Origin of the sequence: Neptuniibacter sp. QD34_54, assembly GCF_047778055.1 — a bacterium.
Taxonomy (GTDB): domain Bacteria; phylum Pseudomonadota; class Gammaproteobacteria; order Pseudomonadales; family Balneatricaceae; genus Neptuniibacter.
The window spans coordinates 3,426,130-3,444,494 of record NZ_CP180546.1; the positions used below are offsets into that span (position 1 = coordinate 3,426,130).

At 46.0% G+C, this 18,365-nt stretch carries 19 protein-coding genes; 3 read left to right on the forward strand and 16 right to left on the reverse strand.

The window, feature by feature from the left end; translation table 11 throughout:
• Positions 1-8: 8 nt before the first annotated feature.
• The 7 genes from ACMXYP_RS15680 to ACMXYP_RS15710 are packed head-to-tail and all read right to left on the reverse strand — an operon-like array spanning position 9 to position 6,145.
• Complete coding sequence (locus ACMXYP_RS15680; RefSeq protein ID WP_415882571.1) at positions 9-1,367, reverse strand: V-type ATP synthase subunit B; 1,359 nt, start codon at positions 1,365-1,367, stop codon at positions 9-11.
• A gap of 29 nt (positions 1,368-1,396) precedes the next feature.
• A complete protein-coding gene (locus tag ACMXYP_RS15685) occupies positions 1,397-1,708 on the reverse strand; it encodes an NGG1p interacting factor NIF3 (RefSeq protein ID WP_415882572.1) in 312 nt (103 codons plus the stop codon).
• Entirely contained in the window at positions 1,696-2,154 is a 459-nt protein-coding gene (locus ACMXYP_RS15690; RefSeq protein WP_415882573.1) for a hydrogenase maturation protease, read from the reverse strand. Before ACMXYP_RS15690 ends, ACMXYP_RS15685 begins: the two co-directional genes overlap by 13 nt.
• The gene (locus tag ACMXYP_RS15695; protein WP_415882574.1) at positions 2,151-3,446 is read right to left on the reverse strand and encodes a Ni/Fe hydrogenase subunit alpha; all 1,296 of its coding nucleotides are present in this window, start codon (positions 3,444-3,446) and stop codon (positions 2,151-2,153) included. The genes ACMXYP_RS15690 and ACMXYP_RS15695 overlap by 4 nt, the downstream gene beginning before the upstream one ends.
• Positions 3,439-4,206, reverse strand: a complete 768-nt coding sequence (locus tag ACMXYP_RS15700) for a sulfhydrogenase subunit delta (RefSeq protein ID WP_415882575.1) — start codon at positions 4,204-4,206, stop codon at positions 3,439-3,441. Before ACMXYP_RS15700 ends, ACMXYP_RS15695 begins: the two co-directional genes overlap by 8 nt.
• Positions 4,206-5,042 (reverse strand): FAD/NAD(P)-binding protein, encoded by an 837-nt coding sequence (locus ACMXYP_RS15705; protein WP_415882576.1) that lies wholly within the window; start codon positions 5,040-5,042, stop codon positions 4,206-4,208. The genes ACMXYP_RS15700 and ACMXYP_RS15705 overlap by 1 nt, the downstream gene beginning before the upstream one ends.
• The gene (locus ACMXYP_RS15710) at positions 5,039-6,145 is read right to left on the reverse strand and encodes a 4Fe-4S dicluster domain-containing protein (protein ID WP_415882577.1); all 1,107 of its coding nucleotides are present in this window, start codon (positions 6,143-6,145) and stop codon (positions 5,039-5,041) included. The genes ACMXYP_RS15705 and ACMXYP_RS15710 overlap by 4 nt, the downstream gene beginning before the upstream one ends.
• A 154-nt stretch (positions 6,146-6,299) precedes the next feature.
• Between ACMXYP_RS15710 and ACMXYP_RS15715 the strand changes: the two genes are divergently transcribed.
• Positions 6,300-7,532: a diguanylate cyclase gene (locus tag ACMXYP_RS15715; protein ID WP_415882578.1), complete on the forward strand. Its 1,233-nt coding sequence runs from the start codon at positions 6,300-6,302 to the stop codon at positions 7,530-7,532.
• Positions 7,533-7,573: 41 nt separating this feature from the next.
• Here the strand turns inward: ACMXYP_RS15715 and dapB are convergent, their stop codons facing one another.
• From dapB to grpE, 5 genes are all read right to left on the reverse strand, one after another.
• Positions 7,574-8,380, reverse strand: coding sequence for a 4-hydroxy-tetrahydrodipicolinate reductase (gene dapB / locus ACMXYP_RS15720; RefSeq protein WP_415882579.1), 807 nt, complete (start codon positions 8,378-8,380; stop codon positions 7,574-7,576).
• 14 nt (positions 8,381-8,394) lie between these two features.
• On the reverse strand, positions 8,395-9,201 hold the full coding sequence (cysE, locus tag ACMXYP_RS15725) for a serine O-acetyltransferase (protein WP_415882580.1): 807 nt from the start codon (positions 9,199-9,201) through the stop codon (positions 8,395-8,397).
• A 50-nt stretch (positions 9,202-9,251) separates the two neighbouring features.
• Positions 9,252-10,385 (reverse strand): molecular chaperone DnaJ, encoded by a 1,134-nt coding sequence (gene dnaJ, locus ACMXYP_RS15730; protein ID WP_415882581.1) that lies wholly within the window; start codon positions 10,383-10,385, stop codon positions 9,252-9,254.
• A 157-nt stretch (positions 10,386-10,542) separates the two neighbouring features.
• A complete protein-coding gene (gene dnaK / locus ACMXYP_RS15735; protein WP_415882582.1) occupies positions 10,543-12,474 on the reverse strand; it encodes a molecular chaperone DnaK in 1,932 nt (643 codons plus the stop codon).
• A gap of 148 nt (positions 12,475-12,622) precedes the next feature.
• Positions 12,623-13,228, reverse strand: a complete 606-nt coding sequence (gene grpE / locus ACMXYP_RS15740; RefSeq protein WP_415882583.1) for a nucleotide exchange factor GrpE — start codon at positions 13,226-13,228, stop codon at positions 12,623-12,625.
• 199 nt (positions 13,229-13,427) lie between these two features.
• Between grpE and recN the strand changes: the two genes are divergently transcribed.
• On the forward strand, positions 13,428-15,092 hold the full coding sequence (gene recN, locus ACMXYP_RS15745; protein ID WP_415882584.1) for a DNA repair protein RecN: 1,665 nt from the start codon (positions 13,428-13,430) through the stop codon (positions 15,090-15,092).
• A 97-nt stretch (positions 15,093-15,189) separates the two neighbouring features.
• Here recN and fur read toward each other — a convergent pair whose 3' ends face one another.
• Entirely contained in the window at positions 15,190-15,612 is a 423-nt protein-coding gene (gene fur, locus ACMXYP_RS15750) for a ferric iron uptake transcriptional regulator (RefSeq protein WP_415882585.1), read from the reverse strand.
• A 120-nt stretch (positions 15,613-15,732) separates the two neighbouring features.
• On the opposite strand from fur, the gene ACMXYP_RS15755 reads away from it, so the two are divergent.
• Positions 15,733-16,074: an outer membrane protein assembly factor BamE gene (locus ACMXYP_RS15755; RefSeq protein ID WP_415882586.1), complete on the forward strand. Its 342-nt coding sequence runs from the start codon at positions 15,733-15,735 to the stop codon at positions 16,072-16,074.
• Between the two features lie 24 nt (positions 16,075-16,098).
• On the opposite strand, the gene ACMXYP_RS15760 is transcribed toward ACMXYP_RS15755, so the two are convergent.
• The 3 genes from ACMXYP_RS15760 to ACMXYP_RS15770 are packed head-to-tail and all read right to left on the reverse strand — an operon-like array spanning position 16,099 to position 18,223.
• A complete protein-coding gene (locus tag ACMXYP_RS15760; RefSeq protein ID WP_415882587.1) occupies positions 16,099-16,395 on the reverse strand; it encodes an RnfH family protein in 297 nt (98 codons plus the stop codon).
• Positions 16,396-16,409: 14 nt separating this feature from the next.
• The gene (locus tag ACMXYP_RS15765; RefSeq protein ID WP_415882588.1) at positions 16,410-16,841 is read right to left on the reverse strand and encodes a type II toxin-antitoxin system RatA family toxin; all 432 of its coding nucleotides are present in this window, start codon (positions 16,839-16,841) and stop codon (positions 16,410-16,412) included.
• Between the two features lie 17 nt (positions 16,842-16,858).
• Positions 16,859-18,223 (reverse strand): sodium-dependent transporter, encoded by a 1,365-nt coding sequence (locus ACMXYP_RS15770; protein WP_415882589.1) that lies wholly within the window; start codon positions 18,221-18,223, stop codon positions 16,859-16,861.
• Between the last annotated feature and the right edge of the window lie 142 nt (positions 18,224-18,365).

An 18,365-nucleotide genomic window follows, 5' to 3' on the forward strand; every position in this document is an offset into this window, starting at 1 on the left:
AATCATCCTTAAACCTGAGCTAGATTTTGCGCTGGAAAATACTTATCCACCAACGCCTGTTTCATCAACAGCTCTTGCGGCTGAAAACATTCAGCCAGCGTCAGCCAACACTGATCTAAAGCTTGTTCTAACGGCATAGTGACATGTATATCCATAAACCGATCTCGGAAAAGCTCACCAAATTTAAGTAAGCGCTCGTCATACTCACTTAGTTCAAAAGACATTGCTTGTTTCTGCGCAGCATCTTGAGACTCTGCATACAAACGCACCATAGTGTTCATAATCTGGCTATGATCTTCTCGGGTGACTTTGCCGATCACATGCTGCTTTAAGCGTGATAGAGAACCAAACGGATCGATCACTCCATCATGCAGATAGAACTGACCTTCTGTGATATAGCCAGTGTTATCAGGCACAGGGTGAGTAACATCGTCACCCGGCATTGTTGTAACCGAAAGAATAGTGACCGAACCTGCGCCTTTGTAATCGCAGGCTTTTTCATAACGTCGTGCTAATTGCGAGTAGAGGTCCCCAATGTAACCTCGGTTTGAGGGTACATGCTCCATCGAGATGCCCACCTCTTTAAGCGCGTCGGCGTATGCGGTCATATCAGTGAGTAACACCAGTACGCGTTTACCCTCTTCAACGGCAAAGCGTTCGGCCACAGCTAACGCCATATCCGGAACCAACAAACCTTCTACGGTGGGGTCGGATCCCTGATGAACAAACATAACTGTACGCGCTAGCACGCCTGCTTCTTCAAATGCCTGACGGAAGAAGTGGTAATCATCGAACACCAGACCTATACCGCCAAAGACCACTACATCGGCATCTGCATGGGTGCCAATCTGCGCTAGCAGCTGGTTATAAGGTTCGCCTGCCACGGAGAAAACAGGGATTTTTTGACTTTCAACTAGACAATTAAACACATCAATCATCGGCACGTCGGTGCGAATCATATGCGATGCTAAAACACGTCTAGCTGGATTGACCGTAGGGCCGTCAATCTCAATTTTGGGCTCTTCTGTGAGCATTGGGCCGTTGTCGATAGCTCGACCCGTTCCTGAGAAAGAGCGCCCCAGAATATTAGGAGAGAACGTCACTTCCATGGAACGACCAAGGAAACGAACTACTGAATGAGTGGAGAGACCTTTAGTACCCGTAAAAACTTGAAGTGAGACCTCCTCACGATCAAGCAAAATGACCTGAGCCAAACTCCCTTCCGCGCCTTCATGTTTGTCATTTTCGATTAAAGCCAAATCACCAAAACAGATAGACGATGCACCATCTGTTAGCGGCACATGCACTTTAACTATGTCACCAACAATTTCCAGAATACGAGAGTAACGTACCAATAACTGCGTCACTTCTACCTCCCTGTCATTCGGTTACAACTTTAAAATTCTTCTAATCGCCAAACATCGTAGGCAGGTTCTTCATAAGGGTGAGCCGATTTCATTGCATCGAGAGCCTGATGTATCAACTCATCGCTGCACACCAACTCAACCTTCCACTCCTCGACTGTTTCAACATTACCTAAGCGCCCTATATGCGGATCACTACCCTCTAAAGGGCGAAATTGGCCTTGGCCAAGCACTTGCCAACAGCAACAATCATAGTTACCAATTCGTCCTGCACCTGTCGCGAAAACAGCCGCTTTTACTTGTTCCAAGTTTTCATCAGGAACAAAGAAACTTAGTTTATACACCGAAGCTTTACCGTTTTATTTAACTGTTCAACCATGTTGGGTATCTGCTCAGCTATACAATCAGATATAGGCGCCATAGTCTCAGTTTGACCTAGCTGAACCAGAAACAAACTGATCTGCGGCAAGGATTGTTCGAGTTTAAGCAACAACTGCCAACTCTCTGAGATACCCAAAGTATGACTACTTACTGGCACATTTTGCATATGCAAAAACCCAGACCCATCCTCAATATACCTGTACTCACCTGCTTTTTGCGCCATTTCACAGGCATCAATCACAATAACCTGATCAAATTGAGGCAATAGCGTCACTAAAGAGTGGGCAGGATTGGTTAATTTCTCGCAGACCACAGATTCAGGGCACAGACCTTTCAGGGCATCCACCAACACCCAACCGATTTGATCATCCCCATGGAAAGAGCCCAAACCAAATATTCCTAATTTCAAGGTTTACGCTCCGTAGTTAACTTTAGAAAGTGAGTTGCACAGGAGATACATGGATCATAATTACGGATCACTTTTTCACTATGTAAGCGCAACAGATCATCGGGTTGATCCAAGCCAAACTCACTCAGGGAATAAAGCAGATCTTGCTCGATACGTGCTTGGTTTTGGCTGGTCGGCGGGACGATTTTCGCCTCTGTAATTAAGCCAGCCTCATTGACTGAATATCGGTGCCAAAGCAAACCTCTAGGCGCCTCACTCCAACCGTATCCAGTGCCTGCTTTCGGATTAACCTCAACTGCACTTTTGGTAGGTGACTTATACTTTTCCAACAACTTAATCGCTTCATCCAAAGCAAAACAGATCTCCACACCACGAGCCAACATACTGTGGAACATATTCTGACTTGGAAAAGGGCTACCCAATTTACGGAGTAGCTGCTGTAGAAAATCAGGCAGCCGTTGATGATTAAGATTGATCCTTGCCAGAGGGCCAACCAGATAATTCTGGCCATTGAGATGACTCCACAGCGCCGTCGAGTGTGGCGACTGGCTCTCTGCAAAGTAGGTTTCATATTCGTCCTCAGCGATATTCAACCCTGAGCTACTAACGAGACGACCTTCACCAAGCGGATATCTATTCGCTGTTAGCGAGACGGAATTAAAAGCCTGCCGGTGATCAGGAATCTCAACCTCAGCTAACCATTCAACCATAGCTAGTGCCTGAGGCAATATCTCATTGATATACTTTTTAAGCGCTTGCGCTTCGGCTACCGAGGGAGCTTTATGAAAGCCTCCCACTTTAATACCAACGGGGTGTACAGAACGCCCACCCAAGAAACGCATAATTCGGTTACCCGCATCTTGAATAGCAAAGCCTCTTCGAACCTCATCGGGATACTCTCCTGCGAGCTCCAACGCCGAGTTATGGCCAAAATAATCTGGCAACGCTAGTAAATGGATATGCAGGCCATGACTTTGCAGCCATTCACCTAAATAGAGCAAGCGCCGCATATCCTTTATCCACGGGGTTAGCTGAACCTGAAACAGAGATTCCAATGCATTCACTGCACTGACTTGATAAGCCACAGGACAGATTCCACAGATGCGCGCCACAATATCTGGAACTTCAGAGAAGTGCCGCCCCTCTAGAAACTTCTCAAAAAAACGCGGCGGCTCATAAATTTTAAATTGCAGATGCTGTAACTTACCTTGTTCAATCTTGAGATGGAGCGCCCCTTCTCCCTCAACACGGGCAAGTGAGGGCACGTCAATCTGAATCTTTCGTTCAGTCATTCAGCTCTCCTTTGCCGACATTTGCCTCAGGATGAATCAATCGAAAACGCCGACTAACTTCTGCATCAACAAGGCCTAAACCTGATAAACGACGCGCCAACGCTGAATGATGAGACAGCTCGGCATCGCCATAGCAGCCATAGCATGCTCGACCAAATTTGGGGCACAAAGCTCCGCAACCCAATCTTGTCACTGGCCCCATACAAGGCTCACCAGCAGTGACTAAAGTGCAGACCTGACCCGAGCGTTTACACTCAATACAGAGTTTTTCTCGTTCATCCTGAGGCATTACGCCCTCAAGCATTAAGCTGATCGCCGTTGAGATTTGGCGGCTATTGATCGGACAGCCCCAGAGTTCAAAATCAACTTTAACGTGATCTTTGATCGGCTCGGATCTATCCAAACTATCGATAAATTCAGGCTGTGGATAAATAGCGCCCGGCCAAGTCTCAGGTGCATCCGCCAAGTTCTTCAACGCTTGAATCCCACCAGAAGTGGCACAGGCTCCCATGGTAATAAGATAACGGCTGTTCTTACGTATCTGTTGGATTCGCTGGGTATCATGTTGAGTCACAATACTGCCTTCAATAAAGGCAATATCGACCTCTGCACTCTCATCCAAAACACCCGCTTCTGCAAAATGCTTTATCTCCACCCGCTCTGCCAAAGTAACTAGGGCTTCACCCATATTTAGCAATGCCAATTGACAGCCATCACAAGAGCTAAATTTATGCACAGCAATACTCGGTTTAGAGCTCATTACACGCCCTCCATACCTAAACGATCGCTTACAACAGGGTAAGAAAATACCGGGCCATCTTTGCAAATAAAATCAGCGCCAAACTGACAATGGCCACAATGCCCTACGGCACACTGCATATTTCGCTCTAGACTAAGAAATATCTGAGCCGGATCTATCCCTAAACCAATAAGCTTTTCCGCTGCTGCATGCATCATCCCCTCAGGGCCACAAATCATCGCCAATGCATTACTTGGGTCAACTGTCACTTGATCAAGCAGCTCGGTGATACGCCCTTTATGGAATGGCCACGCCGGTCCTGATTCATCCGCTGCAAGAAACACTTCAACATTCTCGATCTGACGCCACCGATCATAGCGCTCACCCCAGATAAGATCATTGCTGTGCTTAACCCCTTGAACAATACTCAGCCGTCGATAATGATCTCGTCGTTTCAGCGCATAATTGATTGCTGCTACGACCGGCGCACAACCCAATCCACCAGTAACGATTAGAAGATCCTTATTTTTTGCGTCCAACAGAGGCCAACCATGACCGAATGGACCTCTTAGACCGATTTGATCTCCCTGTTTTAATTTCGCTAAACCTTCGGTAACACGCCCTACAATCCTAATAGTGTGATCGATGACTCCCTCATCCTTAGGGTCAGAAACAATCGAGATAGGCACCTCACCCACACCAAAAAGGTAAAGCATATTGAACTGACCCGGTTCAAACTTATAGGCGGCTCGCTCTGCGAGGTCAGCCAACTGCAAACGAAGCGTAAAGATCGTTTTAGATTCACAAATCACCTCAGTAACAGTTGCAACCAAAGGTTTCTGACAGAAAACACTCATTCTTTGTCTCCTGTTATCAGGTTTGCTTCTGCTACAAAATCTATCTCTGCAGGGCACCAGGTCATACAGCGCCCGCAGCCAGTACAACCTGAGCGGCCATATTGGGCCTGCCAAGTATCTAGCTTATGGATCATCCATTGCTGATAGCGCTGCTTAACGGTTTGTCGAACTTGAAATCCTGCAAGCTGACCATGAGATTCTCCAAAACAGCTATCCCACTCTCTGACGTGCTCGCTCTCAGCACCATTAAGCTGTGGTTCTTCATGCTGTCGATGGCAGAAACAGGTGGGGCAAACCATAGTGCAGTTACCACAAGCAAGGCAGCGCTCGGCAACATCATCCCATTGCGGATGATCTCTTCGGCTTTGCAGATCATCTTTAGCAATAAGGTTGAGTGATCGGGTTTGTTGATTAGCAGCCGTTTGAATCTGTTCCTTGGCCATATCGGTCATCGCTTCAGACACTTTGTGTAGCGGCAACTGATCGACTATGGTCGAGCCTTTAGCCGAGCCCGATTGAATAAGAAAGCCATCGTCTAATTCAGTTAACAAGATATCGTAAGCTTGCCTAACCTCTGGACCATCGCCTGTAGATACACAGAAACAGGTTTCTGCAGATACATTGCAATTAACAGCAATTAAAAAAAGCCCTTGCCGCTTTGCTTGGTAACCGGGGTCTACATATTCACCTTCTAGAAAATGCTGATCCTGCAGTTTCAACGCGGCAAGATCACAGGCTTTCACCCCTATGATTGCAACTTTATCTTGCGCTTGCTCAGGCACTAAAAATTGCAAACGACCATCATCACCACGCCTTGCCTGCCAGATAACATCTCGAGCAGGATATAACAGCGGCTTCAGAGCAGATGGCCCATTTGCCCAATTAAACTGACGTGGAGAATCACCATGCTTGAGCCGATACAGCCCAGGGACCTGCTGATCTGTCCACCTTTGCGGAAGATCTTCAACAGAATCAAGATCATCGTAAACAATCGCGCCATCACGAACTTGAGGACCGTGCAACCGAAAGCCTTGCTTAAGCAAAAGCTCAAACAGCTCGGTTAAATCCTTCCTAATGAGAAAAGCAGATTTAGAAATCGCCATTCACTCCCCCCCCTTGCTCTTTTAATATTAGCCTAAACTACTAGACAAGCTTCGGGATTTAGGGCGATTTCAGTCTTCAATTACACGAGCATAAATGACACTATGAAAAGGTGTGCTAACCCAGACATTAATCGCATCTGTTTTGAGTTTAGATATGAAAGTTCTTGTCGTTGAAGATAGCCAGCTAGTAAGCCGAGTACTACAAAGACTGTTTCAAACCGCAGATATACCACTGGAAATCATATTCTGTGAAAGCCTGCTTCAAGCTCAAGAAAAGGTAGATCTTTACGAAGATATCTTTGCGGCATTAGTTGATCTTAACCTTCCAGACGCGCCTCATGGCGAAATCGTCGATTTTATTCTCGCGCAAAACATTCCGACAATTGTTCTAACCGGCAGTTATGACGACGATAAACGTGAATCTTTACTTCAACAGGGCGTAGTAGATTACATCATCAAAGAAAGCCGCTTCTCCTACGAATATGCCGTTCAGCTTGTTCACCGCTTGCTTAAAAACCAAGAGATCAAAGTTCTATTAGTCGAAGATTCTTCATCCTATCGGCTGATGGTGCGCAAACAACTCGAAAAACACCTTTACCAAGTTATTGAGGCCCGCGACGGCCAAGAGGGACTAGCTAAACTTCAGCAAGACCCGGAAATTAAGCTTATCCTCACCGATTACGAGATGCCCAATATGAATGGCATTGAGTTAGTACAAAATATTCGCCGGGATTACGAAACATCCGAGCTCAAAATCATCGGTTTATCTGCAGCCGACAGCCCTGCTTTATCTGCAAAGTTTATTAAAAGTGGCGCAAATGACTTTCTAACTAAGCCATTTAACTATGAAGAGCTACATTGCCGAGTGATGCATAACATCGAACAGATGGAGCTTATAGCCCAGATCAAAGATGCTGCTAATCGCGATTTCCTAACTGGTCTACACAACCGACGCTATTTATTTGAACAATCTGAAAAATTATTAGCGCAGCCCAACAATAAAACCTGCTTAGCCATGATGGACTTGGACTTCTTCAAGCGAATCAATGACAACTACGGCCATGACGCAGGGGACGCTGTGCTAACCCAACTCGCAACCCTACTGGATCGATCCTTCAACCGCTTCCTACATGCACGTATTGGCGGTGAAGAGTTTTGCATTTTGTTAAATGGCTTAAATTTAGATCAGGCAGAAATTCTGATGCAGCATTTCTGCACCTTAGTGCATGACACTGAATTTGTATTTGGTGATCAGGTTCTACCCGTTACGGTGAGTATCGGTTTAATCGAACAAGATGATGACAACTTCGACCAGATGATTAGCCGAGCAGATGAGATGCTGTATCAAGCGAAAGAGGCTGGTCGTAATACTGTTAAGTGTGAATAAAAAAGCCGCTGATTAACAGCGGCTTTTTAATAGATCTAAAATTATTTCAGACCCAGAATATCCTGCATATCGTACAGGCCATTCTCTTTAGCTGCTAACCACTTACAAGCACGTACAGCGCCTTTAGCAAAGGTTAGACGGTTACTCGCCTTATGCGTAATCTCGATACGCTCACCTTCTGTACCAAATAGCACAGTGTGATCGCCTACTACATCGCCAGCACGGATCGTTTCAAAACCGATCTCACCACGAGGACGCGCGCCTACCTGACCTTCACGGCCATAAACAGCACACTCTTTAAGATCACGACCCAAGGCATCAGCAACCACTTCACCCATACGTAGTGCCGTACCCGAAGGCGAATCCACTTTATGACGGTGGTGAGCTTCGATCACTTCGATATCGTAATCATCGTTACCTAGCGCTTTAGCTGCGATCTCAAGCAGCTTAAAGCACAAGTTCACACCAACACTCATGTTAGGTGCAAATACAATGGCAACACTCTCAGCGGCTTTCTCCAGTACTTCTTTCTGCTCATCAGTCAGGCCTGTCGTACCGATAACAACTTGCTTACCGTGAGTAGTGCAGAAACGAACATTCTCAAGCGTGACTTCTGGTGCAGTAAAGTCGATTAGCACGTCAAAATCAGCAACCGCTTCATGCAAAGAACCAACTATCTTAACGCCTAGCTTACCAACACCTGCAACTTCACCGGCATCTGCGCCGATCAAAGAACTATCAGGCTCAACAATAGCTGCACCTAATTCGATGCCTTCAGCCATCTGTAGCGCTTCGATATTTGCTTTACCCATACGACCGGCTGCGCCAGTAACTGCTACTTTAATCATGTAAGTTTCCGCTCTTATTTGTTTTTGTCATGAAGGATATTTTGGTCCATATCCAATGCCGGTTTATCGCACTGAGGATGACCAACAGCACGGGCAGGTACACCTACAACCGTTGTATGTCTTGGCACATCATCCAACACAACACTTCCGCCACCTACTTTGGCACCTGAGCCCACTTCGATGTTACCGAAGATTTTGGCACCAGCCGCAATCATAACGCCTTCACGAATTTTCGGATGACGATCACCACAGTCTTTACCCGTACCGCCTAGGGTTACAGATTGTAGGATAGAAACATCATTCTCGATCACACTGGTTTCACCCACAACAATACCTGTTGCGTGATCAAACATTACGCCATGACCGATCTTAGCCGCAGGATGAATATCAACCTGCAACACACAACTAACTCTGCTCTGGATATAAAGCGCCATGCTCTTACGGCCTTTATTCCACATATAGTGAGCCACACGATATGCCTGAATTGCATGAAAGCCCTTAAGGTACAGCAATACAGTCGCATATTTATCGATTGCAGGGTCTCGTGTACGTACCGCAGCTATATCAGCACATACTGCCTGCAAAATCTCGGGCGCTTCACGAAATACTTCTTCGATCACTAGACGAAAAGTCACTGCTGGCACTGCATCATCATGCAGCTTACGGCTCAACAGATAAGCTAAAGCAGAACACAAGCTCTGATGCCCTAAGATATTAGCGTGATAAAACCCCGCCAACACCGGTTCATCAATAACTTCACGTTCGGCTTCTGCCGTAATTTCATCCCAAAGCCAAGTTGGGCATTCTGGATTCTGGCTCATGCCATCCCCATTCTTATAAAAATTTAAGGGGCAATAAATGCCCCTTAAAATTAGGTCATATCTTCAAAAAACTTTTTCACAGAATCAAAGAAGCCGTGCTTCTTCGGGCTGTGTTTATGCGTACCTTGTTCCATCTCGTCTTGGAACTCACGCAGTAGCTCTTTCTGACGGCTGCTCAACTTAACCGGCGTTTCCACAACCACTTTAACCAGAAGGTCACCCGTAGATCCACCGCGCACAGGTGCTACGCCCTTACCACGTAGACGGAACATTTTTCCTGTCTGCGTTTCGGATGGTACTTTCAACTTAACACGACCATCAAGGGTTGGAACTTCTAGCTCACCGCCCAATGCTGCATCAACAAAGCTGATTGGTACTTCGCAATATAAGTGTTTACCGTCACGTTCAAAGATCGGATGATCTTTAACATGAACTTGTACATATAAATCGCCTGCTGGACCACCGTGAGTACCCGCTTCGCCTTCACCCGCTAGACGGATACGATCGCCTGTATCAACACCTGCTGGAATCTTAACGTTAAGCGTCTTAGTTTTCTCTTTACGACCATGACCATGACAGTCAGTACATGGATCAGAGATTACCTTACCTTCACCATGACAGGTTGGACAGGTCTGCTGAACAGAGAAGAAACCCTGCTGCATACGCACTTGGCCTTGACCACCACAAGTGCCACAAATCTTTGCAGATGTACCAGGCTTAGCACCGGAACCATCACAAGTTTCACACTCTACTAGTGTAGGTACTTGAATGCTCTTTTCGACACCACGAACGGCCTCTTCCAGAGTCATCTCCATGTTGTAACGTAGATCAGCACCGCGCTGAACAGAGCTACGGCCACCACGACCACCGCCGCCACCGAAGATATCGCCAAATACATCGCCAAAGATGTCAGAGAAGTTACCGTCAAAGCCACCGCCATGACCACCACGCATATTCGGATCAACACCGGCATGACCGTATTGATCGTACGCAGCTTTTTTCTGAGCGTCAGATAACACTTCGTAAGCTTCGTTTACTTCTTTGAACTTATCTTCTGCTTCCGTATCGTCCGGGTTACGATCCGGATGATATTTCATCGCCATACGGCGGAAAGCTTTCTTGATATCGCGATCAGATGAATCCTTAGATACACCCAATACTTCGTAATAATCTCGTTTTGACATGGTCACTACACTATACAGTCACAACACTGTTTTCGGCTTTACGCCGGATATGACAACGCGGGCATAGAGCCCGCGGTGCCGAGTAATTCGACTTTGCAGCATCGTTTGACACTGCAAAGTTCTACGCTTATTTAGCTCTATTCAGCTAAAAGGCGACTTATTTTTTGTCGTCTTTAACTTCTTCGAACTCAGCGTCTACTGCATCATCGTTACCGCCAGCTTGCTGCTGTTCAGCACCGCCTGCACCTTGCTCAGCTTCAGCTTGCTGTGCAGCTTCTGCGTACATCTTCTGAGCAACACCAGAGATCGCTTCAGTAAGTGCAGTAGTTTTAGCTTCGATAGCGTCTTTGTCGTCGCCTTTAAGCACTTCTTCAAGTTCAGCAGTTGCTGCTTCAACAGCCGCTTTCTCTTCGTCAGTCGCTTTATCGCCCGCTTCTTCCATTGTCTTCTTAGCAGAGTGAACCATTGCATCGCCCTGGTTACGCGCTGTAGTCAGTTCTTCGAACTTCTTATCTTCTTCAGCGTGAGCTTCTGCATCGTTTACCATCTGATCGATCTCGTCATCGCTCAGACCAGAAGAGGCTTTGATTACGATAGACTGCTGTTTGCCCGTCGCTTTATCCTGCGCAGATACGTTTAGGATACCGTTAGCATCAAGGTCGAAAGTTACTTCGATCTGAGGCACACCGCGTGGTGCTGGTGGGATCTCAGCCAAGTCGAAACGACCTAGAGATTTGTTCTGTGCCGCTTGCTTACGCTCACCCTGTACAACGTGAATTGTTACAGCGTTCTGGTTGTCGTCTGCAGTAGAGAAGATCTGAGACTTCTTAGTTGGGATAGTCGTGTTCTTCTCGATTACTGGAGTAGCTACGCCACCCATAGTTTCGATACCAAGCGTTAGAGGCGTTACGTCTAGAAGTAGAACGTCTTTAACGTCACCAGCTAGTACCGCACCTTGGATCGCTGCACCCATTGCTACAGCTTCATCAGGGTTAACGTCTTTACGTGCTTCTTTACCGAAGAATTCAGCAACTTTTTCCTGAACCATTGGCATACGAGTCTGACCACCAACCAAGATAACTTCGTCGATTTCAGATGCGCTTAGATCAGAATCTTGTAGAGCGATTTTACAAGGCGTTAGGGAACGAGTAACCAATTCCTCAACCAAAGATTCTAGCTTCGCACGCGTGATCTTAACGTTAAGGTGTTTTGGACCTGTAGCATCAGCAGTGATGTAAGGTAGGTTAACGTCAGTCTGCTGTGCAGAAGATAGCTCTACTTTAGCTTTCTCAGCACCTTCTTTAAGACGCTGAAGCGCTAGTGGATCGTTGTGTAGATCGATACCAGTGTCTTTCTTGAACTCATCAGCCAAGAACTCGATCAAACGTAGATCAAAGTCTTCACCACCAAGGAACGTATCACCGTTAGTAGACAATACTTCGAACTGGTGCTCGCCATCTACTTCAGCGATCTCGATGATTGAGATATCGAAAGTACCACCACCTAGGTCATATACAGCGATAGTTTTGTCGCCTTTAGACTTGTCCATGCCGTATGCAAGAGCAGCAGCAGTTGGCTCGTTGATGATACGCTTAACTTCTAGACCAGCGATTTTACCCGCATCTTTAGTCGCCTGACGCTGAGCATCATTAAAGTAAGCTGGTACAGTTACAACGGCTTCAGTTACTGTCTCGCCTAGGTAGTCTTCTGCAGTCTTCTTCATCTTCTTCAGAATTTCTGCAGAGATCTGAGGTGCCGCTAGTTGCTCACCTTTAACCTCAACCCAAGCATCACCGTTGTCAGCTTCAACGATCTTGTATGGCACCATTTTGATGTCTTTCTGTACAACATCATCTTTAAAACGACGACCGATCAGACGCTTGATAGCAAATAGCGTGTTGTCTGGGTTAGTAACCGCCTGACGTTTTGCAGGCTGACCAACTAAGATTTCACCTTCATCAGCGTAAGCGATGATAGAAGGTGTAGTACGATCACCCTCAGCATTTTCAATTACTTTAGATGTATCGCCGTCTAGGATAGAAACACAAGAGTTTGTAGTTCCTAAGTCAATACCGATGATTTTACCCATTTGTATCTGCTCCAATTCTTTCTAAACTGCCCGTTCTGACGGACAGTGATTAATTCTATAAGTGACTTACTAGTCAGTATGAAATCTATATAAGTACGTTTCGCAGGGTTTCAAGGCCGAAACCAAAATTAAATTTACCGAACGTACCTTAAGCTTTAGCCACAACAACCATCGCAGGACGAACTAGACGGCCATGCAATGTGTAACCTTTCTGCATTACTGCAATAACTGTATTTGGCTTCGCATCTGGCGACTCAACCATAGACATCGCTTGGTGTAGTGCAGGATCAAATGCTTCACCTTGAGGATTAACCTGTTCCATCTGGAATTTAGCCAGACCAGATAGGAACATGTTCATAGTCATCTCAACGCCTTCTTTCATCGGCTTAACCGCTTCGTCATCACCGAAAACTTCGATAGCGCGCTCTAGGCTATCGACGATTGGCAACATTTCGTTGGCAAACTTCTCTACGCCAAACTTGTGCGCCTTTTCCACGTCCTGTTCAGCACGGCGACGAACATTCTGAGCATCAGCCTGAACACGTAGCATCTGATCTTTTAGCGTCTCAACCTCAGCTATTGCTGCAGCTAGGTCAGCTGCCAATTTATCCGCATCTTGAGCAGTCTCTTCTGCAGCAACCTGTTCCGCTTCGCCTTGCTCAGCGTTCTCTTCTTGTGCTTCTTCCGCTGCTACAACCTCTTCTGGCTGCTCAACTTTCTGCTCTTCTACTGGGTTCAGTTCTTCGTTTGCCATTGTGCTCTCCAGCCAGCCCATTCAATAAACTCGAGGGCGTCTGTTGGGTGTTAATATCAATTGCTCTTGAATATGGGGACAAAGAGAACGCTTTCAACAGATAAATTCGATTTTTTTACGCTAATTTCAGATAAAGATTGCATCCGATCAAAATATGACTTATACAGAAACTACTGTATAAAAACACATGTATTTTATTATGCTGAATCAATTATCTATTTGTGACTTTGCCATTGTTGATCACCTTGATCTGGAACTAAGCCAAGGCATGACCGTAGTGAGCGGTGAAACCGGCGCAGGTAAATCAATTATGCTCGACGCCCTAGGCCTCGCCTTAGGTAACCGCGCAGAGAGCGGTGCCGTACGCCAAGGCGCTGAGAAAGCCGACATCACAGCAAGCTTCAACATAGATAGCATCCCTGAAGCCTCTCAATGGCTGTCAGAGAATGATTTAGACAATGATGGTGAATGCATACTGCGCAGAGTGATCACTAAAGAGGGGCGCTCACGCTGCTATATCAACGGCCGCCCATCGCCTGCCAGCTTAGTCAAAAACCTTGGCGAGCTACTGATTGCTATTCATGGTCAACATGAACACCAGCGACTACTGAAAAAAGATCATCACCGCACACTACTCGATAACTTTGCCGGACAGAGCAAACTGGTCAGCCAGGTTCACAATAGCTACCAGCAATGGCATAAACTAGATAGCGAGCTGAAACGCCTATCTGAGCAGAGTGCCGAACAAACAGCGCGAGTACAGCTATTAAGTTATCAGATTGAAGAATTAGACCAGCTAGCCTTAGCCGATGGCGAACTAAAGCAACTGGAAGAAGAGCAAAAAACCTTAGCTAACGCAGAGAGCATTCTAAGCACCGGCCACCAGCTGATCAATCTAGCCAGCGATAGCGATGACGCCAACTGCGTACAACAATTGAATCACTGCCTGCAGCTTCTATCTGAAATCCAATCAGAATCCCCCTCAGTTCGACAAGCCAACGAGATGCTGAACTCGGCATTGATCCAAGTTGAAGAAGCTAGCAACGAGATCCGCCATTACATGGATCGCGTCAATGTCGATCCAAGCAGACAACAAGATGTCGAAGAACGCCTATCAACAATTTACGAGATTGCACGTAAGCATCGCATCAACCCAGACGAGCTATGCGAATTCCATCAATCGCTTAGCCAAGAGCTATCCAGCCTAAGTCGCTCTGACGAAGAGTTAGAGCAACTCGCCCTTGACGTTGAGAGCGCCAAAACTGAATACCTCGCTTACGCTAACAAGTTAAGTACCAAACGCTCAGCCTCCGCTAAAAAATTAGGCAAATTAGTCGATCAGCAACTGCATAATTTAGGCATGCCATCTGCGCAGATGTCTGTTGCATTAACCGCTTTAGAAAAACCAAGTCTGAACGGTTTGGAAGAAGTAGAGTTCCTGATTATTACCAATGCAGGCCAACCACCAAAACCATTAGGCAAAATCGCATCCGGTGGTGAGCTATCACGTATCAGTCTTGCTATCCAAGTGATCACAGCACAAACCTCCACCACTTCGACACTAATCTTTGATGAAGTCGATGTAGGTATTGGTGGTGCGATTGCGGAAGTCGTGGGTCGCCTGCTAAGACAACTGGGTGAAAAAGCACAAATTCTATGTGTAACTCATCAGCCGCAAGTCGCGAGCCAAGGCCATCAACATCTATTTGTGAGCAAACAGACGGATAAAAAGACCACTCACACGCAGATCAATCAACTTTGCGCGGACAGCCGTGTTAAAGAAGTTGCACGTATGTTGGGCGGGATCGATATTACAGAGCGATCTATTGAGCATGCTAAAGAGATGCTTGCTCAAGCAAGCTAGACCTCAAGCCCATACACATAGTTTTTGGAAGGGTATTCCATACACTAAAAAACCCGCTAGTAGCGGGCTTTTTAGTTGTCACCAGAGCAAGTACTGCTTATTTTTCGTCTGCGTCTTTGTGAACGCCGTACAGGTAAATAGTACGATCAGTCACAGTAAAGCCCATAGACTCAGCGATCTCGTTTAGAAGCGCATTCAAACGTGGATCGTTAAATTCTTTTACGATGCCACTTTTTACGCAAACAATGTGATCGTGTTCTTCATCACGCGCCAATTCAAATACAGAGTGACCACCTTCGAAGTGGTGACGCGTTACTAGACCAGCCGCTTCAAACTGAGTTAGTACACGGTAAACCGTTGCCAAACCAACATCTTCACCTTTTTCCATCAGCAACTTATAAATATCTTCAGCACTGAAGTGATCACCTTCACCCGCTTGTTCTAGGATCTGATAAATTTTTACACGAGGTAAAGTTACCTTCAGACCTGCTTTTCTTAGTTCCTGATTTTCAAGTGACATAGTTATCTATTCTCTAAGCTGTTGGTGATTACATAATCATGCGGAAGCTGAATTGCTTGTTCAAAAGCGCACGAAACTTTATTATCCGCATTTACGCACAATAGTGGAAGCAAAATTCTGATGCAAAAACTACTAATTGCTACAACTTTTACTGTAGCACTGACTCTGACCGGTTGTTCTGGTTTCCCAGGTGTATATAAATTCGATATTCCGCAGGGCAATGTTGTTACTCAAGAGATGGTAGACCAGCTTCGCCCAGGCATGAGCCAAAGCCAAGTGCGCTTCATCATGGGCTCACCATTAATCACCGATACCTTCCACGAAGGCCGTTGGGACTACCTATACACAAAGAAAAGTGGTGAAGATGGCAGCTATAGCAAAGAACGCATCTCTCTATACTTTACAGATGGCAAGCTAAATGCCTTAAATGGTGACTTCCGTCCAGGTGGTAAGCGTAGCTAAACCTTAGCTACGCAGGCGTGCAGCTTATTCAGCTTCTTTCTTTGCTTTCACTTTAGCTGCGCGCTTAGCCCTTGCTTCCTTCGGATCAGCAATTAAAGGGCGATAGATCTCGACACGCTGACCTTCCCTTAAAATCGTCTCTTTAGGGTTCTTGATTGCTTTAGCAAAGATACCCATAGGATCATTCTCAGGATCAATCTGTGGATAAAGCTCCACAATGCCAGACTGGATAACCGCATCATAAGCAGTGCAATCATCAGCCACAGTCAAAGCTATGATTTTTTGCTCTGTAGGAAGGGCATAAGCGACTTCAACATTCATGGTGACACTTTCTCTTAAACGTATACTTGATCTGCGCGGGTTACGAAGGCATCAACCATAGTCGTTGCAACTTGGTTAAAGACCTTACTCATCGCCATAGAAGCAATTTTACCCGAGAACTCAAACTGTAAGCTTAAGCTTACTTTACACGCTTCATCACTAAGCGGTTTGAAATCCCACACACCACTCAAGCGGGAAAAGGGGCCCTCTTCCAATTCAAGTGTCATGCTTACAGGGCGGTTAAGCTGATTTCGGGTGGTAAAGCTATATTTCAAGCCACCTTTAGAAAGGAACAAAGTCGCAACCAACTCATCGTCGGTGCGACTTATAATCTCGGTGCTAGCGCACCAGGGCAAAAACTCAGGATATCGTTCTACATCATTTATAAGATCAAACATCTCTTCTGCAGTGTGCAAAACCAATGCACTGCGATCTACCTGAGTCATGCCTTTTATTCATTCCTTTACTTCAACTTCTCAACTAGGTTGAGAATAAAGATTACAGCTACCGCTACTGGCGATACATATCGCAGCGCAATATACCATGCATTGAACAGTAAAGGAGAGGAGATTGCCAATTCATCTTCAGCCATTTTACGAGTTACGAACCAACCCGCGAAGATTGCGATGAACAATCCACCCAATGGCAACATGACATTAGCCGTCATAAAGTCTAGGAAATCAAAGACATTGAACCCCATCATCTTGAAGTCGGAGATGAAGTTGAAAGAACCTAGCGCAGCGATACCTAAGCCCCAAACAACAAGACCTAGTGCGATACACGCAGGAACACGGCTCCAGCCAAACTTCTCAACCAACCAAGCAGCTGCTGGTTCGATTAGAGAGATAGCTGAAGTCCAGGCAGCAATACCTACAAGTAAGAAGAATACGAAACCAAAGATCTGACCACCAGGCATCTGGCCGAAAGCAACAGGTAGCGTTACAAACATTAGACCAGGACCCGCACCAGGATCCATGCCGTTAGCAAATACGATCGGGAAGATAACCAAACCAGCAATTAAAGCAACGATAGTATCCATTGCAGCGATTGTGATTACAGAACCGCCGATAGAGGTCTTCTTAGGCATATATGAGCCGTACGCCATAATCGCACCCATACCCAGAGATAGGGTAAAGAATGAGTGACCTAGCGCGATCAATACGGCATTCCAACTCAGCTCAGAGAAGTCGAAGTGGAATAGGAAATCAAAACCTTGAGAGAAGCCTTCTGTCTGCATGGAGTAACCAAGCATGATCAATAGAAGGATAAATAGCGCAGGCATCAATAGCTTAACAGCGTTCTCTAGGCCTTTCTTAACACCACCAACGATAACCACCATTACCATGGCAACAAAGATCGTATGCCAGATCAGCAATGTCTGAGGATCAGCTAGCAAATCATTAAAGACTTTACCCGCATCATCACTGCCAATCGCAATGAAATCACCAGTACCCATACCAGCGATGTAATAAAGCACCCAACCCGCAACTACAGAGTAGAACGAGAAGATCATAAAGCCGGCTAGTACACCCATCCAACCAACAAATGACCATTTCCCTGAATGATTGGCTTCTATCGCCACATCTTTCATAGCATTGATAGGACTTTGTCTACCACGTCGACCGATGAAGACCTCTGCCATCATGATTGGTACACCAACCATCAAGATACAGACAAGGTATACCAGTACGAACGCACCGCCACCATTTTCACCCGCAATATATGGGAACTTCCAAATATTACCTAAGCCAACTGCCGAACCAGTGGCCGCCAAAATAAAGATCCAACGAGATGCCCAAGCACCGTGGATAGACTTCTTTTCCTGCATGAACTGCTACTCTTCTGGGGGGTTAGTCGCGAAAAAACGCAAATTCTTTCACTTTTTCCTTATTAAGTACATCGTTGACTGCTCAAAAAGTGCACACTCCGCCACCTACCCAGAACTTTAGGGATATCCCCTGTTTTAGATA

Bases quoted from the DNA above. Each gene is read 5' to 3' on its own strand.
- ACMXYP_RS15710 (WP_415882577.1), bottom strand. From the start codon at position 6,145: ATGGCGATTTCTAAATCTGCTTTTCTCATTAGGAAGGATTTAACCGAG.
- ACMXYP_RS15770 (WP_415882589.1), bottom strand. From the start codon at position 18,223: ATGCAGGAAAAGAAGTCTATCCACGGTGCTTGGGCATCTCGTTGGATC.
- ACMXYP_RS15755 (WP_415882586.1), top strand. From the start codon at position 15,733: ATGCAAAAACTACTAATTGCTACAACTTTTACTGTAGCACTGACTCTG.
- ACMXYP_RS15700 (WP_415882575.1), bottom strand. From the start codon at position 4,206: ATGAGCTCTAAACCGAGTATTGCTGTGCATAAATTTAGCTCTTGTGAT.
- cysE (WP_415882580.1), bottom strand. From the start codon at position 9,201: ATGAGCCAGAATCCAGAATGCCCAACTTGGCTTTGGGATGAAATTACG.
- dnaK (WP_415882582.1), bottom strand. From the start codon at position 12,474: ATGGGTAAAATCATCGGTATTGACTTAGGAACTACAAACTCTTGTGTT.
- recN (WP_415882584.1), top strand. From the start codon at position 13,428: ATGCTGAATCAATTATCTATTTGTGACTTTGCCATTGTTGATCACCTT.
- ACMXYP_RS15760 (WP_415882587.1), bottom strand. From the start codon at position 16,395: ATGAATGTTGAAGTCGCTTATGCCCTTCCTACAGAGCAAAAAATCATA.
- dapB (WP_415882579.1), bottom strand. From the start codon at position 8,380: ATGATTAAAGTAGCAGTTACTGGCGCAGCCGGTCGTATGGGTAAAGCA.
- ACMXYP_RS15765 (WP_415882588.1), bottom strand. From the start codon at position 16,841: ATGACTCAGGTAGATCGCAGTGCATTGGTTTTGCACACTGCAGAAGAG.
- ACMXYP_RS15695 (WP_415882574.1), bottom strand. From the start codon at position 3,446: ATGACTGAACGAAAGATTCAGATTGACGTGCCCTCACTTGCCCGTGTT.
- ACMXYP_RS15705 (WP_415882576.1), bottom strand. From the start codon at position 5,042: ATGAGTGTTTTCTGTCAGAAACCTTTGGTTGCAACTGTTACTGAGGTG.
- dnaJ (WP_415882581.1), bottom strand. From the start codon at position 10,385: ATGTCAAAACGAGATTATTACGAAGTATTGGGTGTATCTAAGGATTCA.
- fur (WP_415882585.1), bottom strand. From the start codon at position 15,612: ATGTCACTTGAAAATCAGGAACTAAGAAAAGCAGGTCTGAAGGTAACT.
- ACMXYP_RS15715 (WP_415882578.1), top strand. From the start codon at position 6,300: ATGAAAGTTCTTGTCGTTGAAGATAGCCAGCTAGTAAGCCGAGTACTA.
- grpE (WP_415882583.1), bottom strand. From the start codon at position 13,228: ATGGCAAACGAAGAACTGAACCCAGTAGAAGAGCAGAAAGTTGAGCAG.